We start from the raw sequence: 21,953 nt of genomic DNA, 5'->3' as shown, positions 1-21,953 counted from the left end.
CGGTCACTTTGTCCGACGAGGAGCCCCATGTCCACCCCTGCCCCCTGGTCGCCCCGCCGCAGCGCCGTCAGCGTGCAGCTGCTGACCCAATTCGCCCTGGACCACGGTCTGAATCTGGAGCAGTGCCTGGGCGGCACCGGCCTGGATATCGGCGTGCTCGCCGACCCCGGTGCGGAAGTGGACGCCGAGCAGGAACTGAGCCTGGTGCGCAACCTCGCCCGGCACCTGGGACACATCCCCGGCATCGGCCTCAAGGCCGGCCTGCGTTACCACCTCAACACCTACGGCATCTGGGGCTTCGCGCTGCTCAGCAGCGCCACCTTCCTCAGCGCCGCGCGCCTGGGTCTGCGCTACCTCGACCTCACCTACGCCTTCCATCGCATGCGCCTGGAGGAGCATGACGGCGAGGCGCACCTGCTGCTGGACGACGAAGCCATCCCGGAAGACCTGCGCGACTTCCTGATCGAACGCGACGGCGGCGGCGTGCTGCGCATCCAGCGCGACCTGACCAACCAGCCGGCACCCGTGCGCCAGGTCAGCTTCCGCCGTGAAGCGCCCAGCGATGTGCAGCCCTACATCGACGAACTGGGGGTACGGCCACTGTTCGGCCAGACGGAGAATCGCATCATCTTCGACAGCCGCATCCTCGAACTGCCGCTGCCCGGCGCCAATCCGGAAGTGGCCCTGCGCTGCGAAGAGCAGTGCCGCGCCCTGCTCGCACGCCGCCAGGTGCGCACCGGGTTGTCCGGGCAGATCCGCGACCGTTTGCTGGCCACGCCGGGACGGCTGCCGGACATGGAGCAGATGGCCGAGGCGATGCACATGACGTCACGCACCCTGCGCCGCCGCCTGGATGCCGAAGGCAGCAGCTTCCGCGCACTGGTGGATGAGGTACGCCAGGCCCTGGCCGAGGAACTGCTGGCCACGGGTGTGATTCGCCTGGAGGAGATTGCCGAGCGGCTCGGCTATGGGGAGGTGTCGAACTTCATCCACGCCTTCCGCCGCTGGAAAGGCGTACCGCCGGGGCGTTTCCGCCGGAGCTGAGCGCTGCGATCAGAAGACCAGCTTGTAGCCGATCGAGGCCAGCATCACCGCCAGGCAAGGACGCAGCACGCCATCCGGAATACGGCCGGCCAGGTGACTGCCGACGTAGATGCCGGGCAGCGAGCCGATCAGCAGGTAGCCGAGCAGGCCCCAGTCCATGTTGCCCATGCTGGCATGGCCGAGGCCGGCGACGAGGGTCAGCGGCACCGCGTGGGCGATCTCGGTGCCTACGAGGCGACGGGTAGCGAGGAACGGATAGAGCACGAACAGTGCAACGGTGCCCAGTGCGCCGGCGCCGATGGAGGTCAGCGCGACCATGGCACCGAGAACGGCGCCGGTGATGACGGTCAGGGTATTCAGCTTCGGACCGCTGAAATGGAAGCTGTCGCCGGCATGGCGCTGGGCGAAGGCCAGTGCCTGCTTCTTGAACAGGACCGCCAGCGCGGTGAGCAGCAGGACGATGCCCAGGGCATGCTTGATGATGTTGTTCATCGCCGCGGTATCGGCGTGCAGGTTGTGCAGGAACAGCAGGGTCAATGCCGCCGCCGGTACGCTGCCCAGGGCAAGCCAGCCGGTGATGCGCCAGTCGATATTGTCGTGCTTGCGATGAACCAGGACGCCGCCGGACTTGGTGATGGCGGCATACAGCAGGTCGGTGCCCACCGCGGCAGCGGGGTTGATGCCGAACCAGAGCAGGATGGGGGTCATCAGCGAACCGCCGCCAACGCCGGTCATACCGACGATGAAGCCAACGACAAGACCCGCGATCACGAAACCGATATTGCCAACTTCCATCTACGCGTCCTGACTGGCGAACTGATCACCTCGTGGTGTGGGCGGCAGGATAACGACTTTTCTTATAATCCATTAGACCGATGTGGTCTTAATTTATAACTTCTTTTCACCTGAAACCCGGCTGTCCTTTCCCACGCCGAACCCTCTGGCACGCCGCCCAGAGCCTGACTGTAGGAGCGGACTCCGTCCGCGATAACCTCGTGCCGACGCTGATCGCGGACGGAGTCCGCTCCTACGGGGAGTCGAGGCGCTTTTCCGCACTCGTACCCCAAAAGAAAAAGGGGCCCGAAGGCCCCTTTTTCCGCTCACACGGTGATCACTTGGGGTCCACCACGCCGCCGGTGTTGTCCAGCAGGCTCTTGGTCGCGGTCTGGATGAAGGCCTCCAGGCGCACGCGCAGGGCCTCCTGGTCCGGCGCGTTGTCCACGCGGGTCACGCCGAAGTCCTTGCCGACCTTGTAGTCGTAGACGCGAATGTCGCCTTCCTTGGGTTTGATCAGGATGCGGTTGCCATTGATGATCGCCACCACCTGCTCGCTGCCGGAGGGCTTGATCACGCCGATACCCTTGTCGCCTTCGGGCAGGTTCAGCAGGTCACGGCCCCAGCACTGGTTGCGAGTCTCGCCACCCAGGCGGCCCATGATGGTCGGCACGATGTCGATCTGGGTGCCAACGGTGTTGCGGGTAGCGCCGAACTTCTCCTGGATGCCCGGAGCGATCATCAGGAAGGGTACGTTGAAGCGGAACAGGTCCATCTCGGTCAGCTGTTCCGGAGCGCCGAAGCCATGGTCACCCACCACGATGAACAGGGTGTCCTTGTAGTACGGCGACTTCTTGGCCTTCTCGAAGAACTGCCCCAGCGACCAGTCGGCGTAGCGCATGGCGGTCAGGTGCTCGTCAAGGTTGCCGAAGCCGGTCACGGGCTCCACCGGCAGGTCCTTGGGCAGTGCGTAGGGCACGTGGTTGGAGAGGGTCTGCAGCAGGGCGTAGAACGGCTTGCCGGTGCTCTCGAGCTTGTCCAGCTCCTCGTTGCCGCGGGAGAACATGTCCTGGTCGGACACGCCCCAGGTCGGATCGGAGAACACCGGGTTCACGAAGTCGTTACGACCGATGAAGCTGGTCATGCCCTGGTTGGCGAAGAAGCCGGACTGGTTGTCCCAGGCGAAATCGCCGTTGTAGACGTAGACGTCCTCGAACTTGCGCGCCGACAGCAGCTGCGGCAGGCCGGAGAACTTGTGGCCGCCCTCGGGCGTCTGCATCAGGTACTCGAAGCCCGGCAGGTTGGGGAAGCACGCCATGGTGGCGAACATGCCCTGGTGGGTGTGGGTGCCGTTGGAGAAGAATTGGGTGAACAGCAGGCCTTCCTTCGACAGCTTGTCGAAGTACGGGGTGATGTTGCCCTGCCCACCCAGCGCGCCGACGAAGTGGCCGGCGAAGCTTTCCATCAGGATCACCACCACGTTCTTGATCGGCAGGGTGCCTTCGGCCGGCGGGGTAAAGTCACGACGGACGGCGGCCGTGTCGGCATCCACCAGCTTGTCGTTCGGGGTGAGCAGCATCTGGCGCACGGTGTCGCGGGCCTGGGCGTCCGGCATGGTGGACTTCCAGATGTTCGCGCGGTCCTCGCCGAAGCGGTCCTCGGCGGCCTTGATCAGGGTCATGGTGCCGTTCAGGCCCAGGTGGTTGGCGAACATCGAGTCGGTGGTGAAGGCGTCGCCCCAGCGCAGCGGCGGGCCCTGGCGCAGGGTGCCACGGGCGGCGACGACGCACAGCACGACCACCACCAGCATCACCGCGATGCGGATGTACCAGGCGGCAACGGCCGGACCTGCGGCGCTCGGACGGGTCGCGCGGTCGATGCCGCGGAACAGCATGTACAGCAGCCAGGTGGCGAAAGCCCAGGCCAGCAGGTAGCGGACCACCGGGTAGCCGTACCAGACCATGCTCATGACCGTCTTGGGATCTTCGGCCATGTACTGGAACACCAGGCTGTTCAGGCGCTGGTGGAATTCACGGTAGAAGTCCATCTCCAGCACGCCGAGGAACAGCGTGAGGCTCGCGGCCACGGTCAGCCAGGCTTTCCACAACCAGCGCCAGCTCATGGCGCGGGCGCTGAGGATGGCGAAGGCCAGCGGAGCGACGATGTAGACCACCACGCGGATGTCGAAACGCATGCCGGTGATGAAGGCCTCGACGAAGTCGGAAGCCGGGCTGTTGCCGATCAGCTCGCGGTTGTAGATGAACAGCGCGAGGCGCAACAGGGAGAACATCACCATCAGCGTGAGGACGCTGAGCGCAGTGAACGCCAGGTGGCTGGAGACGGTGGGCCGCGTAAGGCTCGCACCGTTCTGGCGATTGGTCAGGACTTCAGATTGGCCCATTTCTAGGTTCCGTTGTGAACGTGTGGGTTCGAAGGCGCGCCGCCCAGGCGGAGCCCTGCGAAAGCGCGAAAAAACGCGGCATTACACCGTAAAAGCCGTGGCGGCGCATTCTATTCGGCACCGCGTGAGCCGGCATCAGGCCGGCGCGGACAATCGTTTCGGGATGATACGAGCACCCGGCAAAGGCGCTGACGACCGCCGGAGGGCGGTTACATTACCGGACGACGAGTGACGGTACCGTCATGACCGACCACCGGTCGCCCAGCGTGGCGCCGCATCGCGATGCGGGAACGGCGCCTGCCTTCCCCTGACGCGGAGGTCAGTCGTTGGTCGGCTTGCCGATGGCCTGCAGCACGTACTGCGGCAAGGCAAAGGCGCCCTGGTGGATCGCGGCGTTGTAGTAGCGGGTCTGGATGCCGCTGGCGGCGAAGCGCTTCTGCAGGGTCGCGACGTCGACGTGGCGCAGGGCCGGGTTGGTCGAGCCCCAGGCGAAGGTCATCGAGCCACCGATGTAGGTCGGAACGGCCGCCTGGTAGAAGTGCCAGTCAGCGAACAGCCCGTTCATGCGGCCGGCAGTGTTGCGCACGGTATCCAGCTGCATGAAGGGCGTACCGTTCTGGGTCACCAGCACGCCGCCCTCGTTCAGGCAGCGGTGGCAGGCCTGGTAGAAGTTCTCCGAGAACAGCACCTCGCCCGGACCGATCGGGTCGGTGGAGTCGGAGATGATCACGTCGAACTTCTCCTTGGTGGTGGCGACGAAGCGCATGCCGTCGTCGATCACCAGGTTCAGACGCGGATCGTCGAAGGCGCCCTTGGAGTGGTTCGGCAGGAACTCCCTGCACATGTCGACCACGGTGCCGTCGATCTCGACCATGGTGATGTGCTCGACGCTGGCGTGCTTGGACACCTCGCGCAGCATGCCGCCGTCACCGCCGCCGATGATCAGCACGCGCTTGGCCGCGCCATGGGCGAGGATCGGCACGTGGGTGAGCATCTCGTGGTAGATGAACTCGTCGGCCTCGGTGGTCTGGATCACGCCGTCCAGCGCCATCACGCGGCCCATGCGGGCATTCTCGAAGATCACCAGGTGCTGGTGCTCGGTGCGCACCTCGTGGAGCATCCTGTCGACGCTGAAACGCTGGCCATAGCCGTCGTAGAGGGTTTCCTGGTAATCGTGCATGGAGGGGGCTCCCGTCGGGACAAGACAGTAGGAGGGGACGGACGCACCGCCCCGAAAGAGGCGCGCATTCTACGTGCCTGGCGATGACAGGTCGAACCCCGTTGTCGTCCGCCCCGGCGGACGGGCAGTTTGAAAGTCAGCGTCGGGAGGACAGCCACGCGCGCAACAGGTAAGGTCGCCCCATGAAAAACGCATCCCCGACTCCCCGGATCATCCGCCTGCCCTACCGCGCGCCGTGGACCTGGCAGCAGTTCCACGATCACTTCGCCCTGCGCAGCCTGGCCGGCGTCGAATGCCTGTCGCCGGACCGCTACGCCCGCAGCGTGCACGTCGGCGATGAAGCCGGGTGGTTCAGCGTGCGGCCACGGGAGGATCGCGCCGAGCTGGAGCTGGAAATCCATCTCGCCCCGCAGCATGCCGATGCGCTGGCAGCGCGGGTACGCAAGATGTTCGACCTGGACAGCGACCCCGCGCAAATCGCCGACCACCTGGGCGACGATCCGCTGCTCGGCCCGCTCATCCTGCAAGCCCCCGGGCTACGGCTGCCCACCGCCTTCGATCCGTTCGAACAGGCGGTTCGCGCCATCGTCGGCCAGCAGGTCACGGTGAAGGCGGCGGTGACCATCGTCGGCCGGCTGGTGCAACGCCTGGGCGAGTCACTGCCTGGCGCGGGCGAGGAACAGCCGACCCGGCTTTTCCCCACGCCAGAAGCCCTGGCCAACGCCGACCTCGCCGGCATCGGCATGCCCGGCAAGCGCGTGGAAACCCTGCAACGCTTCGCCGCTGCCTGCGCCAACGGCACCCTGGCCCTGCACGTGGACGATGGCGCCGATGACCTGGTGAAACGCCTTTGCGCCCTCCCCGGCATCGGTCCCTGGACCGCCGAGTACGTCGCCCTGCGCGCCTTCGGCGATCCGGACGCATTCCCCACCGCCGACCTGGGCCTGCTCAAATCGCCGGTCTGGGGTGCCGACGGCATCACCGCCCGCGAACTGCAGCGCCGAGCCGAAGCCTGGCGACCCTGGCGCGCCTACGCCGCCGTCTATCTCTGGCACGCCTATTCCCAGGGCGGCCGCACCGGAGGATGACCATGCACTACCGCTATCACGACAGCCCCACCGGACGCCTGCTGCTGGCCGGCGACGAAGGCGGCCTGCGGATGCTCTACATGGACCTGGAGCAGCGGCATTACCCCGAGCCGGACTGGCGCGAAGGCAGCCCGTTGCTGGACGAGGTGGCGCGCCAGCTGGACGAGTACTTCGCCGGCAAGCGCCAACGCTTCGAAGTCCGCCTGAATACCGGCGGCACCGCGTTCCAGCGCCAGGTCTGGCAGGCGCTCGTCGAGATCCCCTACGGCTATACCACCTACTACGCGGAACTCGCGCAGCGCATCGGCCGGCCCAAGGCGGTACGTGCGGTGGGCGCGGCCAATGGCGCCAACCCCATCAGCATCATCGTGCCCTGCCACCGGGTGATCGGCCGGGACGGCAGTCTCACCGGCTACGCGGGCGGGCTGGCGCGCAAGGAACTGCTGTTGCGCCTGGAGGGCGCCATCGAGAAGGGCTAGAAGTCGAAGGCGGTCTGAGCGACCTGCGGGTCCTCGAAGCCTTCCAGCGCCAGCATGCGCATCTTCGAGGTACTGCCACCGGGGGCGGAGAAGCCGCCGGTCTTGCCGCCGCTGGCCAGCACGCGGTGGCACGGGATGATCAGCGGAATCGGATTGGACCCCATCGCCTGCCCCACCGCGCGGGACAGGCCGACGTCCCCCAGGCGCCGGGCGATCTCACCATAGGTGGTGGTCTCGCCGCGACCGAGCTGAAGGATGTCGTCATAGACGCGGCGATGGAAGTCGCTGACTGCCGAGAGGTCCAGCGGCAGGTTGTCGAAGGAAACCGCCTCGCCCCGCGCATAACCGAGGATCAACTGGCGTGCCTCGCCGATGAACCCCGGCCAGTGCGCAGTTTCGCTGCCGAGCTTATCGAAGCGCTCACGCATGCTGTGCACGGAGTCACCTGGCAAATAGGTGCGCACGATCCCCTGCGGGCTCCAGGCAAGTCCGAACCAGCCGAGTTGAGTTTCGATCAGGCAGTAATGCATCGGTCGAGTCTCCGCCCCCACGCCTTATCCCGCAAGCCTTTCGCCGGCCAGGATCACCTCGCACCAGCGACGCAGCTCAGCACCGATGACGCTGGCGGGATCGCCCTTGCGCTCGAAGGCCCACCAGAGCTGCGCGCCCTGCCACTGGCTGGCCATCAGGCGGCCGAGTATCTGCTGCCTTTGCGGGTCATGGCTCAATCGCCGCCCCAGCGCTGTGGCCAAAGCCGCGCCCCACTGAGCGCCGCGTGCGCGCAACAGCGGGTCGCGCATATCCTCGCGCAGGATCAGCAGCCCTTCCGCGTAATCGGTCTCGCCCTCGCCCACCGGAAACATCGCCAGCAGCATCTGCACCGCCCCTTCAGGGCCCAGCTCGGCGGTCTCGTCGAGCCGCGCCGTCTGCGCATCCAACTGATCCCAGGCGCGCAGCAGCACTGCACGCAGGAACTCCGCCTTGGTCGCGTGACGCTGCACCAGGGTCGCGGCGGAAAGCCCGACCTCGCGCCCCACGGCGGCGAAGGTCACCGCCTCCGGCCCCTCGCGCACCATCAACGCCATGGCGGCATCGAGTATTGCTTCGTCGCTGACCGTCTTGGTTCGAGCCATGAATTCCTCTTTTATAAATGAACATTCATTTATATATTTGGGCAGATCTTATCGAAGGAGATTCACCATGGCCAGGATTCTCGGCTACATCGCCACCAGCCTCGACGGCTATATCGCCACCCCGGAGCACAGCCTGGAGTGGCTGTTCAAGTACGACAAGCTGGAGCTGGGCGAGCACGACTACAACCTCTTTATCCGGCGCATCCGCACCGTGGTCATGGGGCGCGCGACCTATGACTTTCTCGAAACCGATCCCAGCCCCTGGGCCTACGGTGAGCAGCGAGTCCTGGTGCTGACGTCACGGCCCATCGAGCACCCGAAAGGCCCCCTGGAAACCCGCAGCGATATCGACGCACTGGTGGCGGAGTTGCGTGCGCTGGAGGATGGGGACGTGTGGATGCTCGGCGGTGGCCAGCTGCAGATGGCGTTCATGGAGCGCGGGGCGCTGGATGAGCTGGAAATCTACGTGATGCCCGAAATCATCGGTGGCGGTGTTCCGCTCTTCCCTGCCAGCGGGCTGCGGGCGTCGCCGACGTTGGTGTCGGCGAAGACCCTGGAGCCGGGGTGCGTGCGGTTGCATTATCGATTTGATTAAGAGGGGGAGCCGGTTGTTGCGGGGCGGCGATGGATTTCGCGGGCATGGCACGCTCCTACGGGAGCAAAATGCGGTTTCCAGAGGAATATCCGCGCACACCGGAGCGCCCCTTCAGGAGGCCGAGTGGAATCGGAGTTTCAGGGGTTGAGCGACATGGATGTCGCGAGAGCGTCGTCGGGCCAGGGATGGCCCGTCGACGCGGGCCCCTGAAACTGCGATTCAGCGAGGGTATTTTTCGCCTAAGCGAAAAACCGGATGCAGGGGCAAGCCTTTTGGTTACTTTGCGGGGGGCGGCCATCCGTCGTTTGGAAAAGTGACTCGCCCGAGGGGGCGAAACCAAATACATCAGCACAAGCCGAAGCGACGCAGAAACACCCAAACCCCAATACGGCGGATAACGCCTTAGGCGTTATTCGCCCTACGAAGAGCAGGAGCATCGCGGACGAAGTCCGCTCCTACAGGGAGCGCAGCATTCGCATGACCACGATCCCCTACCAAAGCATCGGCGAGTGAAACTCAGCTCCGCGCCTTGCTACGCGGCCCGGCGAATGCCCAGACGATCAACCCCAGCACCGGCAGAACGGCGACCACCAGAATCCAGAGGATCTTCTTCGGAATGTCAGCGTCGCTTCGCGCCACGTTGAGGATGGCCCAGATGTCCACGACGAAGATGACCAGGGCGATCAGGTCGCGCAGGAAACCCATATTCAAGATCCCTCTATGAGAAAGTTGGTCCGCTGATGATACCGTCCCAAGCCCCGCCGGCGCGAGCGGTGGCTCAGCCCCGTGCAGGGTCGATCAGCGCGAAACTCGCCACTGTTTCATGGCCTGCCAGCACACCACCCTCGCGCGCCAGGCCGATGGTCTGCATGCCAGCCTGCTGCGCGGCGTCCAGTTCCTGCACAACGTCGGAGAGGAAGAGGATCTCCTCGCCCGGCAGGCCAATGGCAGCGGCGATGCGCCGGTAGGACTCGGCCTCGCGCTTGGGCCCGCTGGTGGTATCGAAGTAGCCGGAGAACAGCGGAGTCAGGTCGCCCGCCTCGGAGCAGCCGAAGATCAGCTTCTGCGCCTGAATCGAGCCGGAGGAATAAACATAGAGCGCAAAGCCCTCGGCGTGCCAGTGACGCAGTGCATCCACGGCGTCCGGGTAGACATGGCCCTTGAGCTGGCCGGCACGGTAGCCCTGCTCCCAGACCATGCCCTGCAGCGCCTTGAGCGGCGTGGCCTTGCGGTCTTCGGCGATCCAGCCCAGGAGGATCTCGATGCAGCGTTCAGGATCGGCCGTCTCACGCTCGCCGCTCTCACGCTGCACGGCAGCCAATTGCTCCGTAACACGAGCATCGTCGATGTTATTGCGGATGAAGTCCGGCAGATGCGCGGCGGCATAGGGGAAGAGCACGTCGAAGACGAAGCTCACCGCGCTGGTGGTGCCTTCGATGTCGGTGAGGATGGCTTTGATCGGCATGGAAAAGGTAATCCCGTTATCTGTCGGGCCCAGTCATCTGGATTCCCGCGTTCGCGGGAATGACGCCACCGCCGCGAACCGAATCGTCACCCCCGCGAACGCGGGGCCCCAATAAACAACTCAGTCTTCCAGCAACGGAAAACGCTTGGCGATGTCGTCGCCGGTGAACTTCGCGACCCAGCCTTCGGCATTGTTGAACAGGCGGATGGCCACGAAGTGCGGACGCTCACCCATGTCGAACCAGTGGCGGGTGCCTGCCGGCACCGAGATCAGGTCGTTCTTCTCGCACAGCACGGCGTAGACGTGATCCTCGATGTGCAGGGTGAACAGCCCGCGACCGGCGACGAAGAAGCGCACTTCATCCTCCCCATGGCGGTGTTCGTCGAGGAACTTGGCGCGAAGTTCGTCCTTCTGCGGGTGATCGGCGTTCAGGCTGACCACGTCGACGGTGACATAACCCTCCTCCTCCTGCAGGCGACGGATCTCGTGCTGGTAGGCGGCGAGCACCTCGTCCTGGCTGGCGCCGGGGGCGATGGGCGCGTTGGCCGCCCAGCGCTGGAAGCGCACACCGACGGCTTCCAGGGTCGAGGCGATGTCCTCGGCATGGGTCAGCAACTTCAGCGGCTGCTCGGGGCTCGATTCGTGGTAGACGGTCAGGCTGCTCATGGTCGTTTCCTTCTGGGCTCTTTTTCCAAAAGCGGGCTGGATTCGCTCAGCGCGTGCCGCCGCGAAGGCTCAGGACTTTCAGTTCGCATTCGAAGAGGAATTCGAAGGCTTCGATCTGGCGCAGGGCATCGGCCATGCGCGCTCCCCAAGTGTACAGGCCGTGGCCACGGATCAGATAACCGGGGCAGTCCGGATGGGCATCCAGCCAGGGCTGTACTTTCTGCGCCAGGCGCGCGATGTCCTGGTCGTTGTCGAAAATCGGTACGGTGACGCGGCCTTCATGGGTGGTCACGCCGGCAAAGGCCTTCTGCAGCTCGTAGTCCTCCAGCTCCAGGCGATCACCCACGGTCAGCCGCGACAACACAGTGGCATTCACCGAATGGGTGTGCAGCACCGCGCCGATCTCCGGACGCCAGGCGTAGAGCTGGGTGTGCAGCAGGGTTTCCGCCGAAGGCTTCTTGCCCGGCTCCAGGCTGTTGCCGGCCAGATCGGTCTCCAACACGTCGTCGACGCCGAGCTGGCCCTTGTGCTTGCCGGAAACGGTGAGCAGCGCGCGATCGGCGGCCAGGCGCGCCGAGTAGTTGCTGCTGGTGGCCGGCGACCAGCCGCGACCATAGAGGAAGCGGCCGGCTTCGATGATCTGCTGGGTCAAATGCTCACGGGTGTCGTTCATGCGGGTCCTCGTTCAGACGGGTCCAGATGATGAAGGCGGCGGCCAGCGCGGCAACGCTGGCGATGGTGAACGTCCAGGCCGGACCAAGGCTACCCCAGCTGTAGCCGGAGTAAAGCGCGCCCAGCGCGCCGCCCGTCCCCGCCAGCGCGGCGTAGAGCGCCTGCCCCTGCCCTTGCTGGCGGGCCTGGAAACTGCGCTGGACGAAATGAATGGCGGCGGCGTGGAAACTGCCGAAGGTGGCGGCGTGCAGCAACTGGGCGAACAACAGTACCGGCAGATGGCCGGCCAGCGTGCCCAGCAACAGCCAGCGCAACGCCGCCAGCAGGAAGCTCGCCACCAGCACCTGGCGCAGGGAAAAACGCCGCAGCAGGCGCGGCATGACCATGAACAGCAGCACCTCGGCCACCACACCCAGCGCCCAGAGCTCGCCGATCAGCCCACGGGCGTAGCCGAGGGCCTCCAGGTGCAGGGTCAGGAAGGTGTAGTACGGGCCATGGGACAACTGCATCAGGCACACGCACAGGTAGAACGCGAGCACGCCGGGCCTGAGCAGTTGCTTGAGGAAGCCGCCGGCATCCGCCTCGTCATGGCGCGCAGGAGGTTGCGCATTGGGCACCCACCCGCTGGCGCCGACGATGCCGAGCATGATCGCCAGCAGCGCCAGCGGGTAGGTATCCAGGCTGGCGCGCTCGAACAGCCAGCCCAGGCCGACCACGGTACAGATGAAGCCAATGGAGCCCCACAGGCGGATGCGGCTGTAGCTCTCGGTGCGCCCGCTCAGGTGCGCGAGGGTGATCACCTCGAACTGCGGCAACACCGCGTGCCAGAAGAACGCGTGCCCGGCCATCACCAGCGCCAGCCAGGCATAGCTGTGGCCGAGGAAGATGCCGGAGAAGCACAACGCCGTGCACACCGCGCCAAAGCGCACGATGGCCAGCCGCTGGCCGCTGCGGTCGCCCAGCCAGCCCCACAGGTTCGGCGCCACGCAGCGCATCAGCATCGGAATGGCCACCAGCTCGCCAATGCGCGCGCTGGAGAAGCCCAGGTGATGGAAATACAGCGCGAGGAACGGCGCCGTCCCGCCCAGCAGGCAGAAGTAGAAGAAGTAGAAACTGGACAGCCGCCAGTAGGGAACCTGAGTCATCGGCGGCGCGACGAGCCTTCCGCGAACCTGCTGGCTCGCGGACGGTTCAGGTCGGTCAAAGCTGGCCGAGGACCGGGGTGCCGACCTTCACGTCGGCGTTCTGCGCGCGATTGCGCAGCAGGTGGTCAAGCAGCACGATGGCCATCATCGCCTCGGCGATGGGAGTGGCGCGGATGCCCACGCATGGGTCGTGGCGACCCTTGGTGATGACGTCCACCGGGTTGCCGTCGACGTCGATGGAACGGCCGGGGGTGGTGATGCTGGAGGTCGGCTTGAGCGCCAGGTGGGCGATGATCGGCTGGCCGGAGGAAATGCCACCGAGGATGCCGCCGGCATTGTTCGACAGGAAGCCTTCCGGGGTGAGCTCGTCGCGGTGCTCGGTGCCGCGCTGGGCGACGCTGGCGAAGCCGGCGCCGATTTCCACGCCCTTCACGGCATTGATGCTCATCAGCGCATGGGCCAGTTCCGCGTCCAGGCGATCGAAGATCGGCTCGCCCAGGCCCGGCGGCACGCCTTCGGCGACCACGGTGATCTTCGCGCCAACCGAGTCCTGATCACGGCGCAGCTGGTCCATGTAGGCCTCCAGCTCCGGCACCTTGTCCGGGTCGGGGCTGAAGAAGGCGTTCTCTTCGACGCAGTCCCAGGTCTTGAAGGGGATTTCGATGGGGCCGAGCTGGCTCATGTAGCCGCGCACGCTGATGCCCATGCCCGCCAGGACCTTTTTGGCGATGGCGCCGGCGGCCACGCGCATGGCGGTTTCGCGCGCCGAGGAACGGCCGCCGCCACGGTAGTCGCGGATGCCGTACTTGTGGTGGTAGGTGTAGTCGGCGTGGGCCGGGCGGAACAGGTCCTTGATCGCCGAGTAGTCCTTGGACTTCTGGTCGGTGTTGCGGATCAAGAGGCCGATCGGGGTGCCGGTGGTCTTGCCCTCGAACACGCCGGAGAGGATTTCCACCTCGTCGGCTTCCTGGCGCTGGGTGGTGTGGCGGCTGGTGCCGGGCTTGCGGCGGTCCAGGTCGCGCTGCAGGTCTTCCAGGGAAATCTCCAGGCCGGGCGGGCAGCCGTCGACGATGGCGACCAGCGCCGGGCCGTGGCTTTCGCCAGCGGTGGTGACGGTGAACAGCTTGCCGTAGGTGTTGCCGGACATGCGAGGCTCCGCGGAAGACAGGGGATCGAAAAGGCCGGCCAGTATACCTGCGTCAATCCGCCCTGCGAACCTTCGCCGGCATTGAGGATCAAAGCGCCATCACCCCCATCGTGAAGTCATCGATGCGCCGTCTCCTCCTGCTCTTCCTCTTCCTGCTCGGATCAGCCGCGCAAGCGGCTCCCAGCAGCATCCTGCAACGTCCCTACGACCTGGACACCGGTCACGGCGTGCTGCGCGGCACCCTGCTGCTGCCACAAAGCGCCACCCCGCCCCCGGTCGCCCTGCTGGTCGCCGGCTCCGGCCCCACCGACCGCGATGGCAACAACCCCGAGGGCGGCAACAACGCCTACCTGAGCAAGCTGGCCGAAGCGCTCGCGGAGAACGGCATCGCCAGCGTGCGCTACGACAAGCGCGGCGTGGCCCGCAGCCTGCCGGCCGCGCCGCGCGAAGAGGAACTCAGCGTCGACGGCTACGTTGCCGACGTGGTCGCCTGGAGCGACCGGCTGGCGCGCGACCCGCGCTTCGGCCGCCAGATTCTGATCGGCCACAGCGAGGGCGCGCTGATCGCCAGCCTGGCGGCTCCGAAGTCCCACGCCGACGAGCTGGTCTCGATTTCCGGCAGCTCCCGTCCTATCGGCGACGTACTGCGCGAGCAACTGCAAGGGCGCCTGCCGCCGCCGCTGCAGAAGGAGGCCAACCAGCTGATCGATGGCCTCAACGCCGGCCAGCTGCAGCCGAAGGTGTCGCAACCGCTGCTCGCACTGTTCCGCCCCAGCGTGCAGCCCTACCTGATCTCCCTGTTCCGCCAGGACCCGGCCCACGCCTTCGCCGCGCTGAAGATGCCGACGCTGATCCTCCAGGGCCGGCACGACATCCAGGTCGGCGAGGAAGACGCCCTGGCGCTCAAGCGAGCCAAACCCGACAGCGAGCTGTACCTGATCGACGGCATGAACCACATCCTGCGCATCGTCCCGGCCAGCGGCCCGCAGCAGCTGGCCTCCTACAACAACCCCAACCTGCCCCTGGCGCGGGAGCTGGTGCAGCGTATCGTCGACTTCGTGAAAACCACCCGCACCCTGCCGAACGCCACCCTGGCGCAATTTGGAGCGGACGTCTCAAGTAACGCGGCAATCCGTCGATAACCCTCGGGACAGCCCGGCCATGCCCTCCGGGCCCGAGGATCGCTCCATGAACCAAGCCGAACCCACTTCCGTCGATGAAAGTGCCGCCCAGAGCACTGCCCGTCCCCACCCCTGGGCGGAACTGGGTCCGGAGCACTACCGCCTGCTGCGCCTGGCGCCGCTGCCCACCGACCGCACGACCGGCGCGCGCCCGCTACGCTTCGTCCAGCTCGGCCGGGTGGAACGGCACAGCGCCGACCAGAGCCTGCTGCGCCTGACCATCCAACTGCCGGGGCAAGTGCTGCGCAAGGAAATGAACCTGCTGGAGGTCTGGGCAGACCACCGCAACAAGGAAATCCGCTTCGGCGCCGACTCAGGCTTCACCACCGAGCCGCTGAACCGGGGCCTGGGGCGCTTCCTGCTGGCCCAGGGCGTGGGCTGGGCAAAGAAGAAGTGGGCGCACTACCGGGTCGAGGGTGGTGCGCTGGCGGTGAAGGACGCGATGAACGAAGACGCCCGCCAGCGCAGGGATCATTTCCTGCGCGCCCAGGGCTTCGATGTGATCTACGAGGACTCGGGCCTGCTCAAGGCGCGCTACCACGCCGGCCGGGTCAGCGAGCTGTACGACGACTGGCACAAGGAGAAGGTGCAGATCCTGCCACTGCTGGACGCGGCCACCATGCTCGAACAGGCCGACCAGAACCTCGCCACCCAGGCCAATGAAATCCGCCGCCTGGAACAGCGCATCGAGACCTTCCGCCGCGACGACACCAGCCTGCGCTTCACCATCGCCTGCCTGACGGTGTTCGCGGTGTTCCAGGCGGGCCTGCTGATCTGGATCGCCACGCACTGAGGGGGGGCCAGCGATTGCGGCCCTCTGGGGTATCGGAGCGGCAGTCGAATCATCGCGGGCATGGCCCGCTCCTACGGAGTGATCCGGATCAGGCCTTTACGCGCGCCTTGAACAGCTCCTGATGATCCCGGCACTGCTGGGCCGAAAGCAGGAACACGCCATGGCCGCCGTACTCGAATTCGAGCCAGGTGAAGTCCACTTCCGGATAGAGCGCCGCCACGTGCACCTGGCTGTTGCCCACCTCGATGACCAGGCTGCCGCGCTCGGTGAGATGGTCCGCGGCCTCCGCCAGCATGCGCCGCACCAGGTCAAGGCCATCGTCGCCGCAGGCCAGGCCCAGCGCCGGTTCATGGTGGTATTCGGCGGGCATGTCGGCGAAGTCTTCAGCGTCGACATAGGGCGGGTTGGACACGATCAGGTCGAAGCGCTGCCCCGGCAGGCCGGAGAAGCCATCACCCTGCACGGTGTAGACGCGCTCGCCCAGCTCATGACGCTCGATGTTGATGTTGGCCACTTCCAGGGCGTCGAAGGACAGGTCGCCCAGCACCACCTCGGCATCGGGGAAGGCGCTGGCACAGGCGATGCCGATGCAGCCCGAGCCGGTGCAGAGGTCGAGGATGCGCGCAGGATCAGCCGCCAGCCAGGGCTCGAAACGGCGCTCGATCAGCTCGGCGATGGGCGAGCGCGGCACCAGCACGCGCTCGTCGACTACGAACGGCAGGCCACAGAACCAGGCCTCGCCCAGCAGGTAGGCGGTCGGCACGCGATCCTCGATACGCCGGCGCAGCAGATGCATCAGGTACTCGCGCTCCTCGTCCTCGAGGCGGCAGTCCAGGTAGGCATCGGCCATTTCCCAGGGCAGATGCAGCGCACCGAGCACAAGTTGACGAGCCTCGTCCCAGGCATTGTCGGTACCATGGCCGAAGAACAGCTCCTCGGCGTGGAAACGGCTGACCGCCCAGCGGATGTGGTCACGCAGGGTCAGCAAACGGGATTGAGTCACGGCGCAGTCCTCGCAGCTCGCAAAAAGGGGCGCATTCTACCGGAACAGCGACGCACTGGGGCGCCCCTGACCAGCTATCGTTGTTCATGCCAATACCACTTTGGAGCGAGTTCGCAAAGATTCACAGGGGACGCGTTACAGCCCACAATGGTGGCACGTGGATTATCAGGAGTTGAGACATGTCCCATCCGCTCAGCATGCTGCAGATCAGTGGACGCGGTTATCCGCCGGCCACGCTGCGCCAGAGCACTCTGTTGATCATCGATGCCCAGGAGGAGTACCGCAGCGGCGTGCTGGCACTGCCGGACCTGGATACGGCGGTGGCACAGATCCGCCTGCTGCTGGAATCGGCCAGGGCCATGGGCACTCCGATCGTCCATGTACACCACCTGGGCGTGCGTGGCGGCGTGCTCGACCCGCAGGGCCCGCGCGGCCAGTTCCTTCCCGAACTCGCCCCGCTGCCGGGCGAGGTGGTGGTGGACAAGCGCCTGCCCAACGCCTTTGCCGGCACCGACCTGCATGACCGCCTGCAAGCCAACGGTCGTCTCGACGTGATCGTCTGCGGCTTCATGACCCATTCGAGCATCAGCACCACCGTGCGTGCTGCCAAGGACTACGGCTACCGTTGCACCCTGGTGGACGCCGCCTGCGCCACCCGCGACATCCCCACGCCGGAAGGCGGCGTGCTTGCCGCCCGTGACCTGCATCGCGCCGAGATCGCCGCGCTGGGCGACAACTTCGCCGCTGTGGTCGCCCAGGCGAACGCACTGGTCTGACACCGTCCGTCCCGACGGACGGCAGCGACAGCCGCCAGCGATTAGGCTCAGCTAAGGCGCAGAGCCCACGGCCCGGCCGGAAACCAGGCTTGGCGGGCCTCCCGAGCCCAGGGTTGGAACCCTATCCAGCCCTGACCGGTCATAGCCTCGTTCAACAGATGAGGAAGTCGGGATGAAGTTGTCCGATAGTTTCAAATCGCGCTCCTTGCGTCCCAAGCGCCCGGGACGCTGGCGCTGGCGCTTCGCCGCTGCCCTGGCGGCGGTAATCGCCACCCTTGGCATTCTTTCCGCGATGGCCGGCGTCGCCGCGCTGTTGCGGCGCCAGCCCGCCGTTGGCGTGCTGCACATCGAGCCGGGTGCCGGCGCCGTGCTGCTGGTCATCGGCGTGCTGGGCCTGTGGCTGGGCGTGATGTTCTGGCGCACCGCCCGCCGCCGGGCACGCGGCCGCGAGGGCCTGAGCCTGTCGCCACGGCTGATGAAGAAGCGCAACTGACCTCCTGCAAGCGGATGCGCGAATTTCCGTAGGACGAACGTGATCCGCTACACTGCGCGGCTCTTCGAGGAGGTGCGCATGCAAGACGACGATTTTTCCCAGTTCGCCCGCGAGATGCGCGGCGTCAAGCGCATCACCGTGGACCAGGCCGATACCGGCAAGCCCAAGGCCGACCGCAAGCAGCTCAAGGAGCTGCGGCAGAACGCGACCGTGCGTGTCGAGAACATCCGGGTGGACGGCCTGTCGGACCAGTTCGTCATCGACGTCGGCCCCGAGGACGAGCTCTACTGGGCCCGCGACGGCGTCCAGGAAGGCCAGATGCGCAAGCTCAAGGCCGGCCAGATCGGCTTCGAGGGCAGCCTCGACCTCCACGGCATGAAGATCGAAAAGGCCCGCGAGACCCTTTGGGACTTCATCGCCGAAGCCACCCGTTTCGAAGTCCGCTGCATCCGCGTCACCCATGGCAAGGCCGCGCGCATCGACGGCAAGAGCCCGATGATGAAGAGCCACGTGAATACCTGGCTGCGCCAGCACCCGCAGGTGCTGGGCTTCGCCTCCTGCCTGCCGCGCCACGGCGGTACCGGCGCCATCTACGTGATGCTGCGCCGCACCATGCTCGAAGGCCGCGACGAGTAATCCAGCCGGGCAACGATTGGCGCCAGCCGGCCCGCCATATGGCGCCAACCGGCACTCCACCCTTGCCAGCCGGGGCCGCGCGCCCTACCCTGCGCCACGGTTCTCATATTTGTCATTGCCACAGGTAGATCCATGTCCCTGGAACAACACTACTCCGCGATCCTCAGCCAGCTCGGTGAGGACGTCACCCGCGAAGGTCTGGTCGACACGCCCAAGCGTGCCGCCAAAGCCATGCAGTACCTCTGCCGTGGCTACCAGCAGACGCTGGAGGAGATCGTCAACGGCGCCCTGTTCAGCTCCGACAACAGTGAAATGGTGCTGGTCAAGGACATCGAGCTCTACTCGCTGTGCGAGCACCACCTGCTGCCCTTCATCGGCAAGGCCCACGTCGCCTACATCCCCAACGGCAAGGTGCTGGGCCTGTCGAAGGTCGCGCGCATCGTCGACATGTACGCCCGCCGCCTGCAGATCCAGGAAAACATGTCGCGGCAGATCGCCGAGGCCGTGCAGCAGGTCACCGGCGCGCTGGGCGTGGCCGTGGTGATCGAGGCCAAGCACATGTGCATGATGATGCGTGGCGTGGAGAAGCAGAACTCGTCGATGGTCACCTCGGTGATGCTCGGCGAATTCCGCGAAAACGCCGCCACCCGCAGCGAGTTCCTCAGCCTGATCCGCTGAAGCGAACCACCGCGATGAAAAAACCGGCCCGCAGGCCGGTTTTTTTCTGAGCGCTTTTCGTGATCAGCGCGTGTAGTAACCCACCGCGACCATGTAGTGGCCGACCTTGCGCAGGAAGGCGTGCTTGTTCTCCACCCGGGTGGTCACAGGGTTGCGCCACTGGTATTCGAACTCCCCGTCCCCCTTGGCACGCGCCAGCTCCAGCATGGCAGGGCCGACCGGGTTGCCGCCCGGGTCCTTCAGCGAGGCGAAATCGGTGCCGACCATGCGGCTGTTGAAGCCGTGGGCGACGAACTTCGAGGTATCGAGATCGACGGCGAACACATAGAGATCGTCTTCGATGAAGCTGCGATCGAGTGAGTTGATCTTGCGGAAGGTGCCATCCGGGTCGGCTTCGACGGCCTGCACCGCCTTGTCCAGCATCGCCACCGCCCGCTCCGGCGTGGCGCGCGGCACGTAGTAGCCGGTGGCGATGAAGCGATCGCCGACCCGCTCGTAGTACACGTGCTTGTGCTCGGTGCGGCCATCGGCCCAGTTCTTCCAGCGATAGTCCGTCTGCTGCACCTTCCCGGTCGCGGGCTGGGCGAGCGTCTTGGCGAACTGCTCGCGCAGGGCGGGATCGAGCGTCGTCGACACATCGCGGCCGATCAGCACCACCGAAGGCCCGCCGCTGGCGAGCATGGTGCCGTTGCTGTCCACCACGAAGAGGTAGAGGTCACCATCTACGAACTCGCCCTGGCGGCTGAACGCCGCAAAGGCCTGGTCGCCCTCCTTCTTGTAATAGGCCACCGCCTTGGCCAGCAGCGCCTGGGCGCGCTTGGCTTCGCTCGGCGCAGTGGACTGTGCGGCAAACAGGGAAAATGCAGACGTCAGCAGGGAAACCAGCAACAGCGATTTCAACAGCGTTTTCATACCGATGAACCCCCAATGGCATGCCTTGTCGTTATGTAGCACTGAGCATAGATAGCCCCGGGGGGTTCGCGTCGGGGTTGGGCCGATTTCCCCGATGAATCAGCCGAAGAAGCGCTTCATCGAGCGCGACAGCCAGCCTCCCTGGCCCTGGTCGCGGGTCAGCTCCTGCATGCTGGATTTCACCGACTCCACGTAGTTGGCGTCATCGTTGCGGATGTGATTGAACAGCCAGCGCCCCAGCAGGCCCTTGAGCTCATCGGCCACGTCCTCGCCGGATTCGAAGCGCATGCGGTAGTCGGAAACCCGCTTGATGAACAGTTCGTGCACCTTCTTGTGGGCGCGGGTGAACTGGTAGCCGGAGTCCTCCAGCAGGGTCTCCTCGAAGGCGAAATGCGAAAGGGTGTAGTCGACCAGCTCCTCGATCACGCTGCCCAGCAGCGCCCGGTCGTGCTGCGCCTGTGCGTCGTGCAGCTGATTGATCATCTCGACGATACGCTTGTGCTGCGTGTCGATTACCTGAATCCCGGTATTGAGATCCTCCTGCCAGACCAGATAGGCCATCTTCCCCCCTCACTCGCCGGGCGACGACACTGCCTGCCACTCGCACCCGGCCACATCAGATCGACCGCATGCAGCCGGGCAAGGTTAGAGAGCGCGAAAAGAGATCGTCATGATGCGGGTCAAGTGAAATTGGCCTAAGCACATGATATTTAGAGTTTTTTAGACGAAAGTCGTATCGGACGAATTGCATAGCGCTCGTGTAGGAGCGCCCCATGGGCGCGATCGCGGGCATGGCCCGCTCCTACATTGTTTTCTGGGTGATTCCCCTTCGGGCCAGCGCAAGCGCTGTTCGCGATGAAGCCGCGTCCCGCGTTCGCGGGGATGACGCAGAGGAGCGCGAATCTCACCCCGTCACTCCCGCGAACGCGGGACAGCGCTTGCGCTGAACGCACTTCAGTGCGGCCCGAAGGGTGAGCGCAGCGAATAGACCAAAAGACAGTGGCTCCTACAAGGAAGATGCGCGGGCAGAAGCAAAAACGCCGCTTCACGGGAAGCGGCGTTTTCAGGTGCGGTGCGGGACGCTCAGTCCTGCATGGTCACATGCCGGGGATGGTCGGCCACCCGCGCCAGCCAGGCATTGATCGCCGGGAAGTTCGACAGGTCGAAGCCGCCCTGGTGCGCCACGTGGGTGTAGGCGTAGAGGGTGATGTCGGCGATGGAGTAGTTGTCACCTACCAGGTACGGCGTCTGCTCCAGCTGCTTCTCCATCACCTTCAGCGCCTTGTAGCCACCCTTGTGGCACGCGGCGTACTCCTCGCGGCGCTCCTCGGGCAGGCCGAGGTAGAACTCGATGAAGCGCGCCACCGCCACGTAGGGCTCATGGCTGTACTGCTCGAAGAACTGCCATTGCAGCACCTGGGTGCGCAGGCGCGGCTCGCTGGGCAGCAGGTCGCTACCGTCGGCGAGGAAGTTGAGGATGGCGTTGGACTCCCACAGGCAGGTGCCGTCTTCCAGCTCCAGCACCGGCACCTTGCCGTTGGGGTTCTTGGCCAGGAATTCGGCGGTCTGGGTCTCGCCCTTGAGGATATTGATATCGCGCCACTGGTAAGGCAGGCCGAGCAGGTGCAGGGCCAGTTTGACCTTGTAGCAGTTGCCGGAGAGTTGATCGCCGTAGACGGTGTACATGGTCGC

25 protein-coding genes are annotated in these 21,953 nt (G+C 65.6%); 10 read left to right on the top strand and 15 right to left on the bottom strand.

What is annotated here, in order from left to right; all coding sequences use genetic code 11:
• Positions 1 to 27 precede the first annotated feature (27 nt).
• Entirely contained in the window at positions 28 to 1,044 is a 1,017-nt protein-coding gene (locus GA645_RS10620) for an AraC family transcriptional regulator (RefSeq protein WP_152222504.1), read from the top strand.
• A 9-nt stretch (positions 1,045 to 1,053) separates the two neighbouring features.
• Here GA645_RS10620 and GA645_RS10615 read toward each other — a convergent pair whose 3' ends face one another.
• The 3 genes from GA645_RS10615 to speE form a co-directional block, all read right to left on the bottom strand.
• Positions 1,054 to 1,839, bottom strand: a complete 786-nt coding sequence (locus GA645_RS10615; RefSeq protein WP_152222502.1) for a sulfite exporter TauE/SafE family protein — start codon at positions 1,837 to 1,839, stop codon at positions 1,054 to 1,056.
• A gap of 316 nt (positions 1,840 to 2,155) precedes the next feature.
• Positions 2,156 to 4,219, bottom strand: a complete 2,064-nt coding sequence (locus GA645_RS10610) for an LTA synthase family protein (RefSeq protein ID WP_152222500.1) — start codon at positions 4,217 to 4,219, stop codon at positions 2,156 to 2,158.
• 319 nt (positions 4,220 to 4,538) lie between these two features.
• The gene (speE, locus tag GA645_RS10605) at positions 4,539 to 5,399 is read right to left on the bottom strand and encodes a polyamine aminopropyltransferase (protein ID WP_152222499.1); all 861 of its coding nucleotides are present in this window, start codon (positions 5,397 to 5,399) and stop codon (positions 4,539 to 4,541) included.
• Positions 5,400 to 5,581: 182 nt separating this feature from the next.
• On the opposite strand from speE, the gene GA645_RS10600 reads away from it, so the two are divergent.
• Together GA645_RS10600 and GA645_RS10595 are read left to right on the top strand one after the other, a co-directional pair.
• The gene (locus GA645_RS10600; protein WP_152222496.1) at positions 5,582 to 6,487 is read left to right on the top strand and encodes a DNA-3-methyladenine glycosylase; all 906 of its coding nucleotides are present in this window, start codon (positions 5,582 to 5,584) and stop codon (positions 6,485 to 6,487) included.
• Between the two features lie 2 nt (positions 6,488 to 6,489).
• Complete coding sequence (locus GA645_RS10595; RefSeq protein WP_152222494.1) at positions 6,490 to 6,966, top strand: methylated-DNA--[protein]-cysteine S-methyltransferase; 477 nt, start codon at positions 6,490 to 6,492, stop codon at positions 6,964 to 6,966.
• Here GA645_RS10595 and GA645_RS10590 read toward each other — a convergent pair.
• Positions 6,963 to 7,496, bottom strand: a complete 534-nt coding sequence (locus tag GA645_RS10590; RefSeq protein ID WP_152222492.1) for a methylated-DNA--[protein]-cysteine S-methyltransferase — start codon at positions 7,494 to 7,496, stop codon at positions 6,963 to 6,965. The genes GA645_RS10595 and GA645_RS10590 overlap by 4 nt on opposite strands.
• A 24-nt stretch (positions 7,497 to 7,520) precedes the next feature.
• Complete coding sequence (locus GA645_RS10585; RefSeq protein ID WP_152222490.1) at positions 7,521 to 8,099, bottom strand: helix-turn-helix domain-containing protein; 579 nt, start codon at positions 8,097 to 8,099, stop codon at positions 7,521 to 7,523.
• 67 nt (positions 8,100 to 8,166) lie between these two features.
• Between GA645_RS10585 and GA645_RS10580 the strand changes: the two genes are divergently transcribed.
• The gene (locus tag GA645_RS10580; RefSeq protein WP_152222488.1) at positions 8,167 to 8,694 is read left to right on the top strand and encodes a dihydrofolate reductase family protein; all 528 of its coding nucleotides are present in this window, start codon (positions 8,167 to 8,169) and stop codon (positions 8,692 to 8,694) included.
• Between the two features lie 516 nt (positions 8,695 to 9,210).
• Here GA645_RS10580 and GA645_RS10575 read toward each other — a convergent pair.
• The 6 genes from GA645_RS10575 to aroC all read right to left on the bottom strand — a co-directional run bounded on the left by GA645_RS10575 (position 9,211) and on the right by aroC (position 13,789).
• Positions 9,211 to 9,399 carry a PLD nuclease N-terminal domain-containing protein gene (locus GA645_RS10575; RefSeq protein ID WP_152222486.1) on the bottom strand — a complete coding sequence of 63 codons (189 nt, stop codon included), beginning with the start codon at positions 9,397 to 9,399 and terminating at the stop codon, positions 9,211 to 9,213.
• A gap of 73 nt (positions 9,400 to 9,472) precedes the next feature.
• Positions 9,473 to 10,159 (bottom strand): acireductone synthase, encoded by a 687-nt coding sequence (mtnC, locus tag GA645_RS10570; RefSeq protein ID WP_152222484.1) that lies wholly within the window; start codon positions 10,157 to 10,159, stop codon positions 9,473 to 9,475.
• A gap of 120 nt (positions 10,160 to 10,279) precedes the next feature.
• The gene (locus GA645_RS10565; protein ID WP_152222482.1) at positions 10,280 to 10,825 is read right to left on the bottom strand and encodes an acireductone dioxygenase; all 546 of its coding nucleotides are present in this window, start codon (positions 10,823 to 10,825) and stop codon (positions 10,280 to 10,282) included.
• A 46-nt stretch (positions 10,826 to 10,871) separates the two neighbouring features.
• The gene (locus GA645_RS10560) at positions 10,872 to 11,498 is read right to left on the bottom strand and encodes a methylthioribulose 1-phosphate dehydratase (protein WP_152222480.1); all 627 of its coding nucleotides are present in this window, start codon (positions 11,496 to 11,498) and stop codon (positions 10,872 to 10,874) included.
• Positions 11,482 to 12,642: an MFS transporter gene (locus tag GA645_RS10555; RefSeq protein ID WP_152222478.1), complete on the bottom strand. Its 1,161-nt coding sequence runs from the start codon at positions 12,640 to 12,642 to the stop codon at positions 11,482 to 11,484. Before GA645_RS10555 ends, GA645_RS10560 begins: the two co-directional genes overlap by 17 nt.
• Before the next feature lie 55 nt (positions 12,643 to 12,697).
• Positions 12,698 to 13,789, bottom strand: coding sequence for a chorismate synthase (gene aroC / locus GA645_RS10550; RefSeq protein ID WP_152222476.1), 1,092 nt, complete (start codon positions 13,787 to 13,789; stop codon positions 12,698 to 12,700).
• Between the two features lie 110 nt (positions 13,790 to 13,899).
• On the opposite strand from aroC, the gene GA645_RS10545 reads away from it, so the two are divergent.
• Both GA645_RS10545 and GA645_RS10540 read left to right on the top strand, forming a co-directional pair.
• The gene (locus GA645_RS10545; RefSeq protein WP_372239789.1) at positions 13,900 to 14,931 is read left to right on the top strand and encodes an alpha/beta hydrolase; all 1,032 of its coding nucleotides are present in this window, start codon (positions 13,900 to 13,902) and stop codon (positions 14,929 to 14,931) included.
• A gap of 46 nt (positions 14,932 to 14,977) precedes the next feature.
• Positions 14,978 to 15,763: a hypothetical protein gene (locus GA645_RS10540; RefSeq protein ID WP_152222472.1), complete on the top strand. Its 786-nt coding sequence runs from the start codon at positions 14,978 to 14,980 to the stop codon at positions 15,761 to 15,763.
• An 88-nt stretch (positions 15,764 to 15,851) separates the two neighbouring features.
• On the opposite strand, the gene prmB is transcribed toward GA645_RS10540, so the two are convergent.
• Positions 15,852 to 16,766, bottom strand: a complete 915-nt coding sequence (gene prmB, locus GA645_RS10535) for a 50S ribosomal protein L3 N(5)-glutamine methyltransferase (protein WP_152222470.1) — start codon at positions 16,764 to 16,766, stop codon at positions 15,852 to 15,854.
• Between the two features lie 179 nt (positions 16,767 to 16,945).
• Between prmB and GA645_RS10530 the strand changes: the two genes are divergently transcribed.
• The 4 genes from GA645_RS10530 (at position 16,946) to folE (ending at position 19,349) form a co-directional block, all read left to right on the top strand.
• Positions 16,946 to 17,542, top strand: coding sequence for a cysteine hydrolase family protein (locus tag GA645_RS10530; RefSeq protein ID WP_152222468.1), 597 nt, complete (start codon positions 16,946 to 16,948; stop codon positions 17,540 to 17,542).
• 172 nt (positions 17,543 to 17,714) lie between these two features.
• Complete coding sequence (locus GA645_RS10525) at positions 17,715 to 18,035, top strand: hypothetical protein (protein ID WP_152222465.1); 321 nt, start codon at positions 17,715 to 17,717, stop codon at positions 18,033 to 18,035.
• Positions 18,036 to 18,113: 78 nt separating this feature from the next.
• Entirely contained in the window at positions 18,114 to 18,671 is a 558-nt protein-coding gene (locus GA645_RS10520; RefSeq protein ID WP_152222463.1) for a Smr/MutS family protein, read from the top strand.
• A 132-nt stretch (positions 18,672 to 18,803) separates the two neighbouring features.
• Complete coding sequence (gene folE / locus GA645_RS10515; RefSeq protein WP_015476787.1) at positions 18,804 to 19,349, top strand: GTP cyclohydrolase I FolE; 546 nt, start codon at positions 18,804 to 18,806, stop codon at positions 19,347 to 19,349.
• Positions 19,350 to 19,412: 63 nt separating this feature from the next.
• Here folE and GA645_RS10510 read toward each other — a convergent pair whose 3' ends face one another.
• From GA645_RS10510 to GA645_RS10500, 3 genes are all read right to left on the bottom strand, one after another.
• Positions 19,413 to 20,261, bottom strand: a complete 849-nt coding sequence (locus tag GA645_RS10510) for a cache domain-containing protein (RefSeq protein WP_178119516.1) — start codon at positions 20,259 to 20,261, stop codon at positions 19,413 to 19,415.
• A gap of 99 nt (positions 20,262 to 20,360) precedes the next feature.
• Complete coding sequence (locus GA645_RS10505) at positions 20,361 to 20,822, bottom strand: bacteriohemerythrin (protein WP_152222461.1); 462 nt, start codon at positions 20,820 to 20,822, stop codon at positions 20,361 to 20,363.
• A gap of 522 nt (positions 20,823 to 21,344) precedes the next feature.
• On the bottom strand, positions 21,345 to 21,947 hold the full coding sequence (locus tag GA645_RS10500) for a glutathione S-transferase family protein (protein ID WP_152222459.1): 603 nt from the start codon (positions 21,945 to 21,947) through the stop codon (positions 21,345 to 21,347).
• Positions 21,948 to 21,953: the final 6 nt, after the last annotated feature.

Origin of the sequence: Pseudomonas sp. SCB32 (assembly GCF_009189165.1) — a bacterium.
In the GTDB taxonomy this organism is placed as follows: domain Bacteria; phylum Pseudomonadota; class Gammaproteobacteria; order Pseudomonadales; family Pseudomonadaceae; genus Pseudomonas.
This window is presented reverse-complemented; position numbering and strand designations above follow the sequence as displayed.

Bases quoted from the DNA above. Each gene is read 5' to 3' on its own strand.
- speE (WP_152222499.1), bottom strand. From the start codon at position 5,399: ATGCACGATTACCAGGAAACCCTCTACGACGGCTATGGCCAGCGTTTC.
- GA645_RS10560 (WP_152222480.1), bottom strand. From the start codon at position 11,498: ATGAACGACACCCGTGAGCATTTGACCCAGCAGATCATCGAAGCCGGC.
- GA645_RS10620 (WP_152222504.1), top strand. From the start codon at position 28: ATGTCCACCCCTGCCCCCTGGTCGCCCCGCCGCAGCGCCGTCAGCGTG.
- GA645_RS10590 (WP_152222492.1), bottom strand. From the start codon at position 7,496: ATGCATTACTGCCTGATCGAAACTCAACTCGGCTGGTTCGGACTTGCC.
- GA645_RS10615 (WP_152222502.1), bottom strand. From the start codon at position 1,839: ATGGAAGTTGGCAATATCGGTTTCGTGATCGCGGGTCTTGTCGTTGGC.
- GA645_RS10530 (WP_152222468.1), top strand. From the start codon at position 16,946: ATGTCCCATCCGCTCAGCATGCTGCAGATCAGTGGACGCGGTTATCCG.
- aroC (WP_152222476.1), bottom strand. From the start codon at position 13,789: ATGTCCGGCAACACCTACGGCAAGCTGTTCACCGTCACCACCGCTGGC.
- GA645_RS10525 (WP_152222465.1), top strand. From the start codon at position 17,715: ATGAAGTTGTCCGATAGTTTCAAATCGCGCTCCTTGCGTCCCAAGCGC.
- GA645_RS10555 (WP_152222478.1), bottom strand. From the start codon at position 12,642: ATGACTCAGGTTCCCTACTGGCGGCTGTCCAGTTTCTACTTCTTCTAC.
- GA645_RS10600 (WP_152222496.1), top strand. From the start codon at position 5,582: ATGAAAAACGCATCCCCGACTCCCCGGATCATCCGCCTGCCCTACCGC.
- GA645_RS10510 (WP_178119516.1), bottom strand. From the start codon at position 20,261: ATGAAAACGCTGTTGAAATCGCTGTTGCTGGTTTCCCTGCTGACGTCT.
- GA645_RS10565 (WP_152222482.1), bottom strand. From the start codon at position 10,825: ATGAGCAGCCTGACCGTCTACCACGAATCGAGCCCCGAGCAGCCGCTG.
- folE (WP_015476787.1), top strand. From the start codon at position 18,804: ATGTCCCTGGAACAACACTACTCCGCGATCCTCAGCCAGCTCGGTGAG.
- GA645_RS10505 (WP_152222461.1), bottom strand. From the start codon at position 20,822: ATGGCCTATCTGGTCTGGCAGGAGGATCTCAATACCGGGATTCAGGTA.
- GA645_RS10610 (WP_152222500.1), bottom strand. From the start codon at position 4,219: ATGGGCCAATCTGAAGTCCTGACCAATCGCCAGAACGGTGCGAGCCTT.
- GA645_RS10540 (WP_152222472.1), top strand. From the start codon at position 14,978: ATGAACCAAGCCGAACCCACTTCCGTCGATGAAAGTGCCGCCCAGAGC.
- GA645_RS10575 (WP_152222486.1), bottom strand. From the start codon at position 9,399: ATGGGTTTCCTGCGCGACCTGATCGCCCTGGTCATCTTCGTCGTGGAC.
- GA645_RS10585 (WP_152222490.1), bottom strand. From the start codon at position 8,099: ATGGCTCGAACCAAGACGGTCAGCGACGAAGCAATACTCGATGCCGCC.
- GA645_RS10595 (WP_152222494.1), top strand. From the start codon at position 6,490: ATGCACTACCGCTATCACGACAGCCCCACCGGACGCCTGCTGCTGGCC.
- GA645_RS10500 (WP_152222459.1), bottom strand. From the start codon at position 21,947: ATGTACACCGTCTACGGCGATCAACTCTCCGGCAACTGCTACAAGGTC.
- mtnC (WP_152222484.1), bottom strand. From the start codon at position 10,159: ATGCCGATCAAAGCCATCCTCACCGACATCGAAGGCACCACCAGCGCG.
- GA645_RS10520 (WP_152222463.1), top strand. From the start codon at position 18,114: ATGCAAGACGACGATTTTTCCCAGTTCGCCCGCGAGATGCGCGGCGTC.
- GA645_RS10580 (WP_152222488.1), top strand. From the start codon at position 8,167: ATGGCCAGGATTCTCGGCTACATCGCCACCAGCCTCGACGGCTATATC.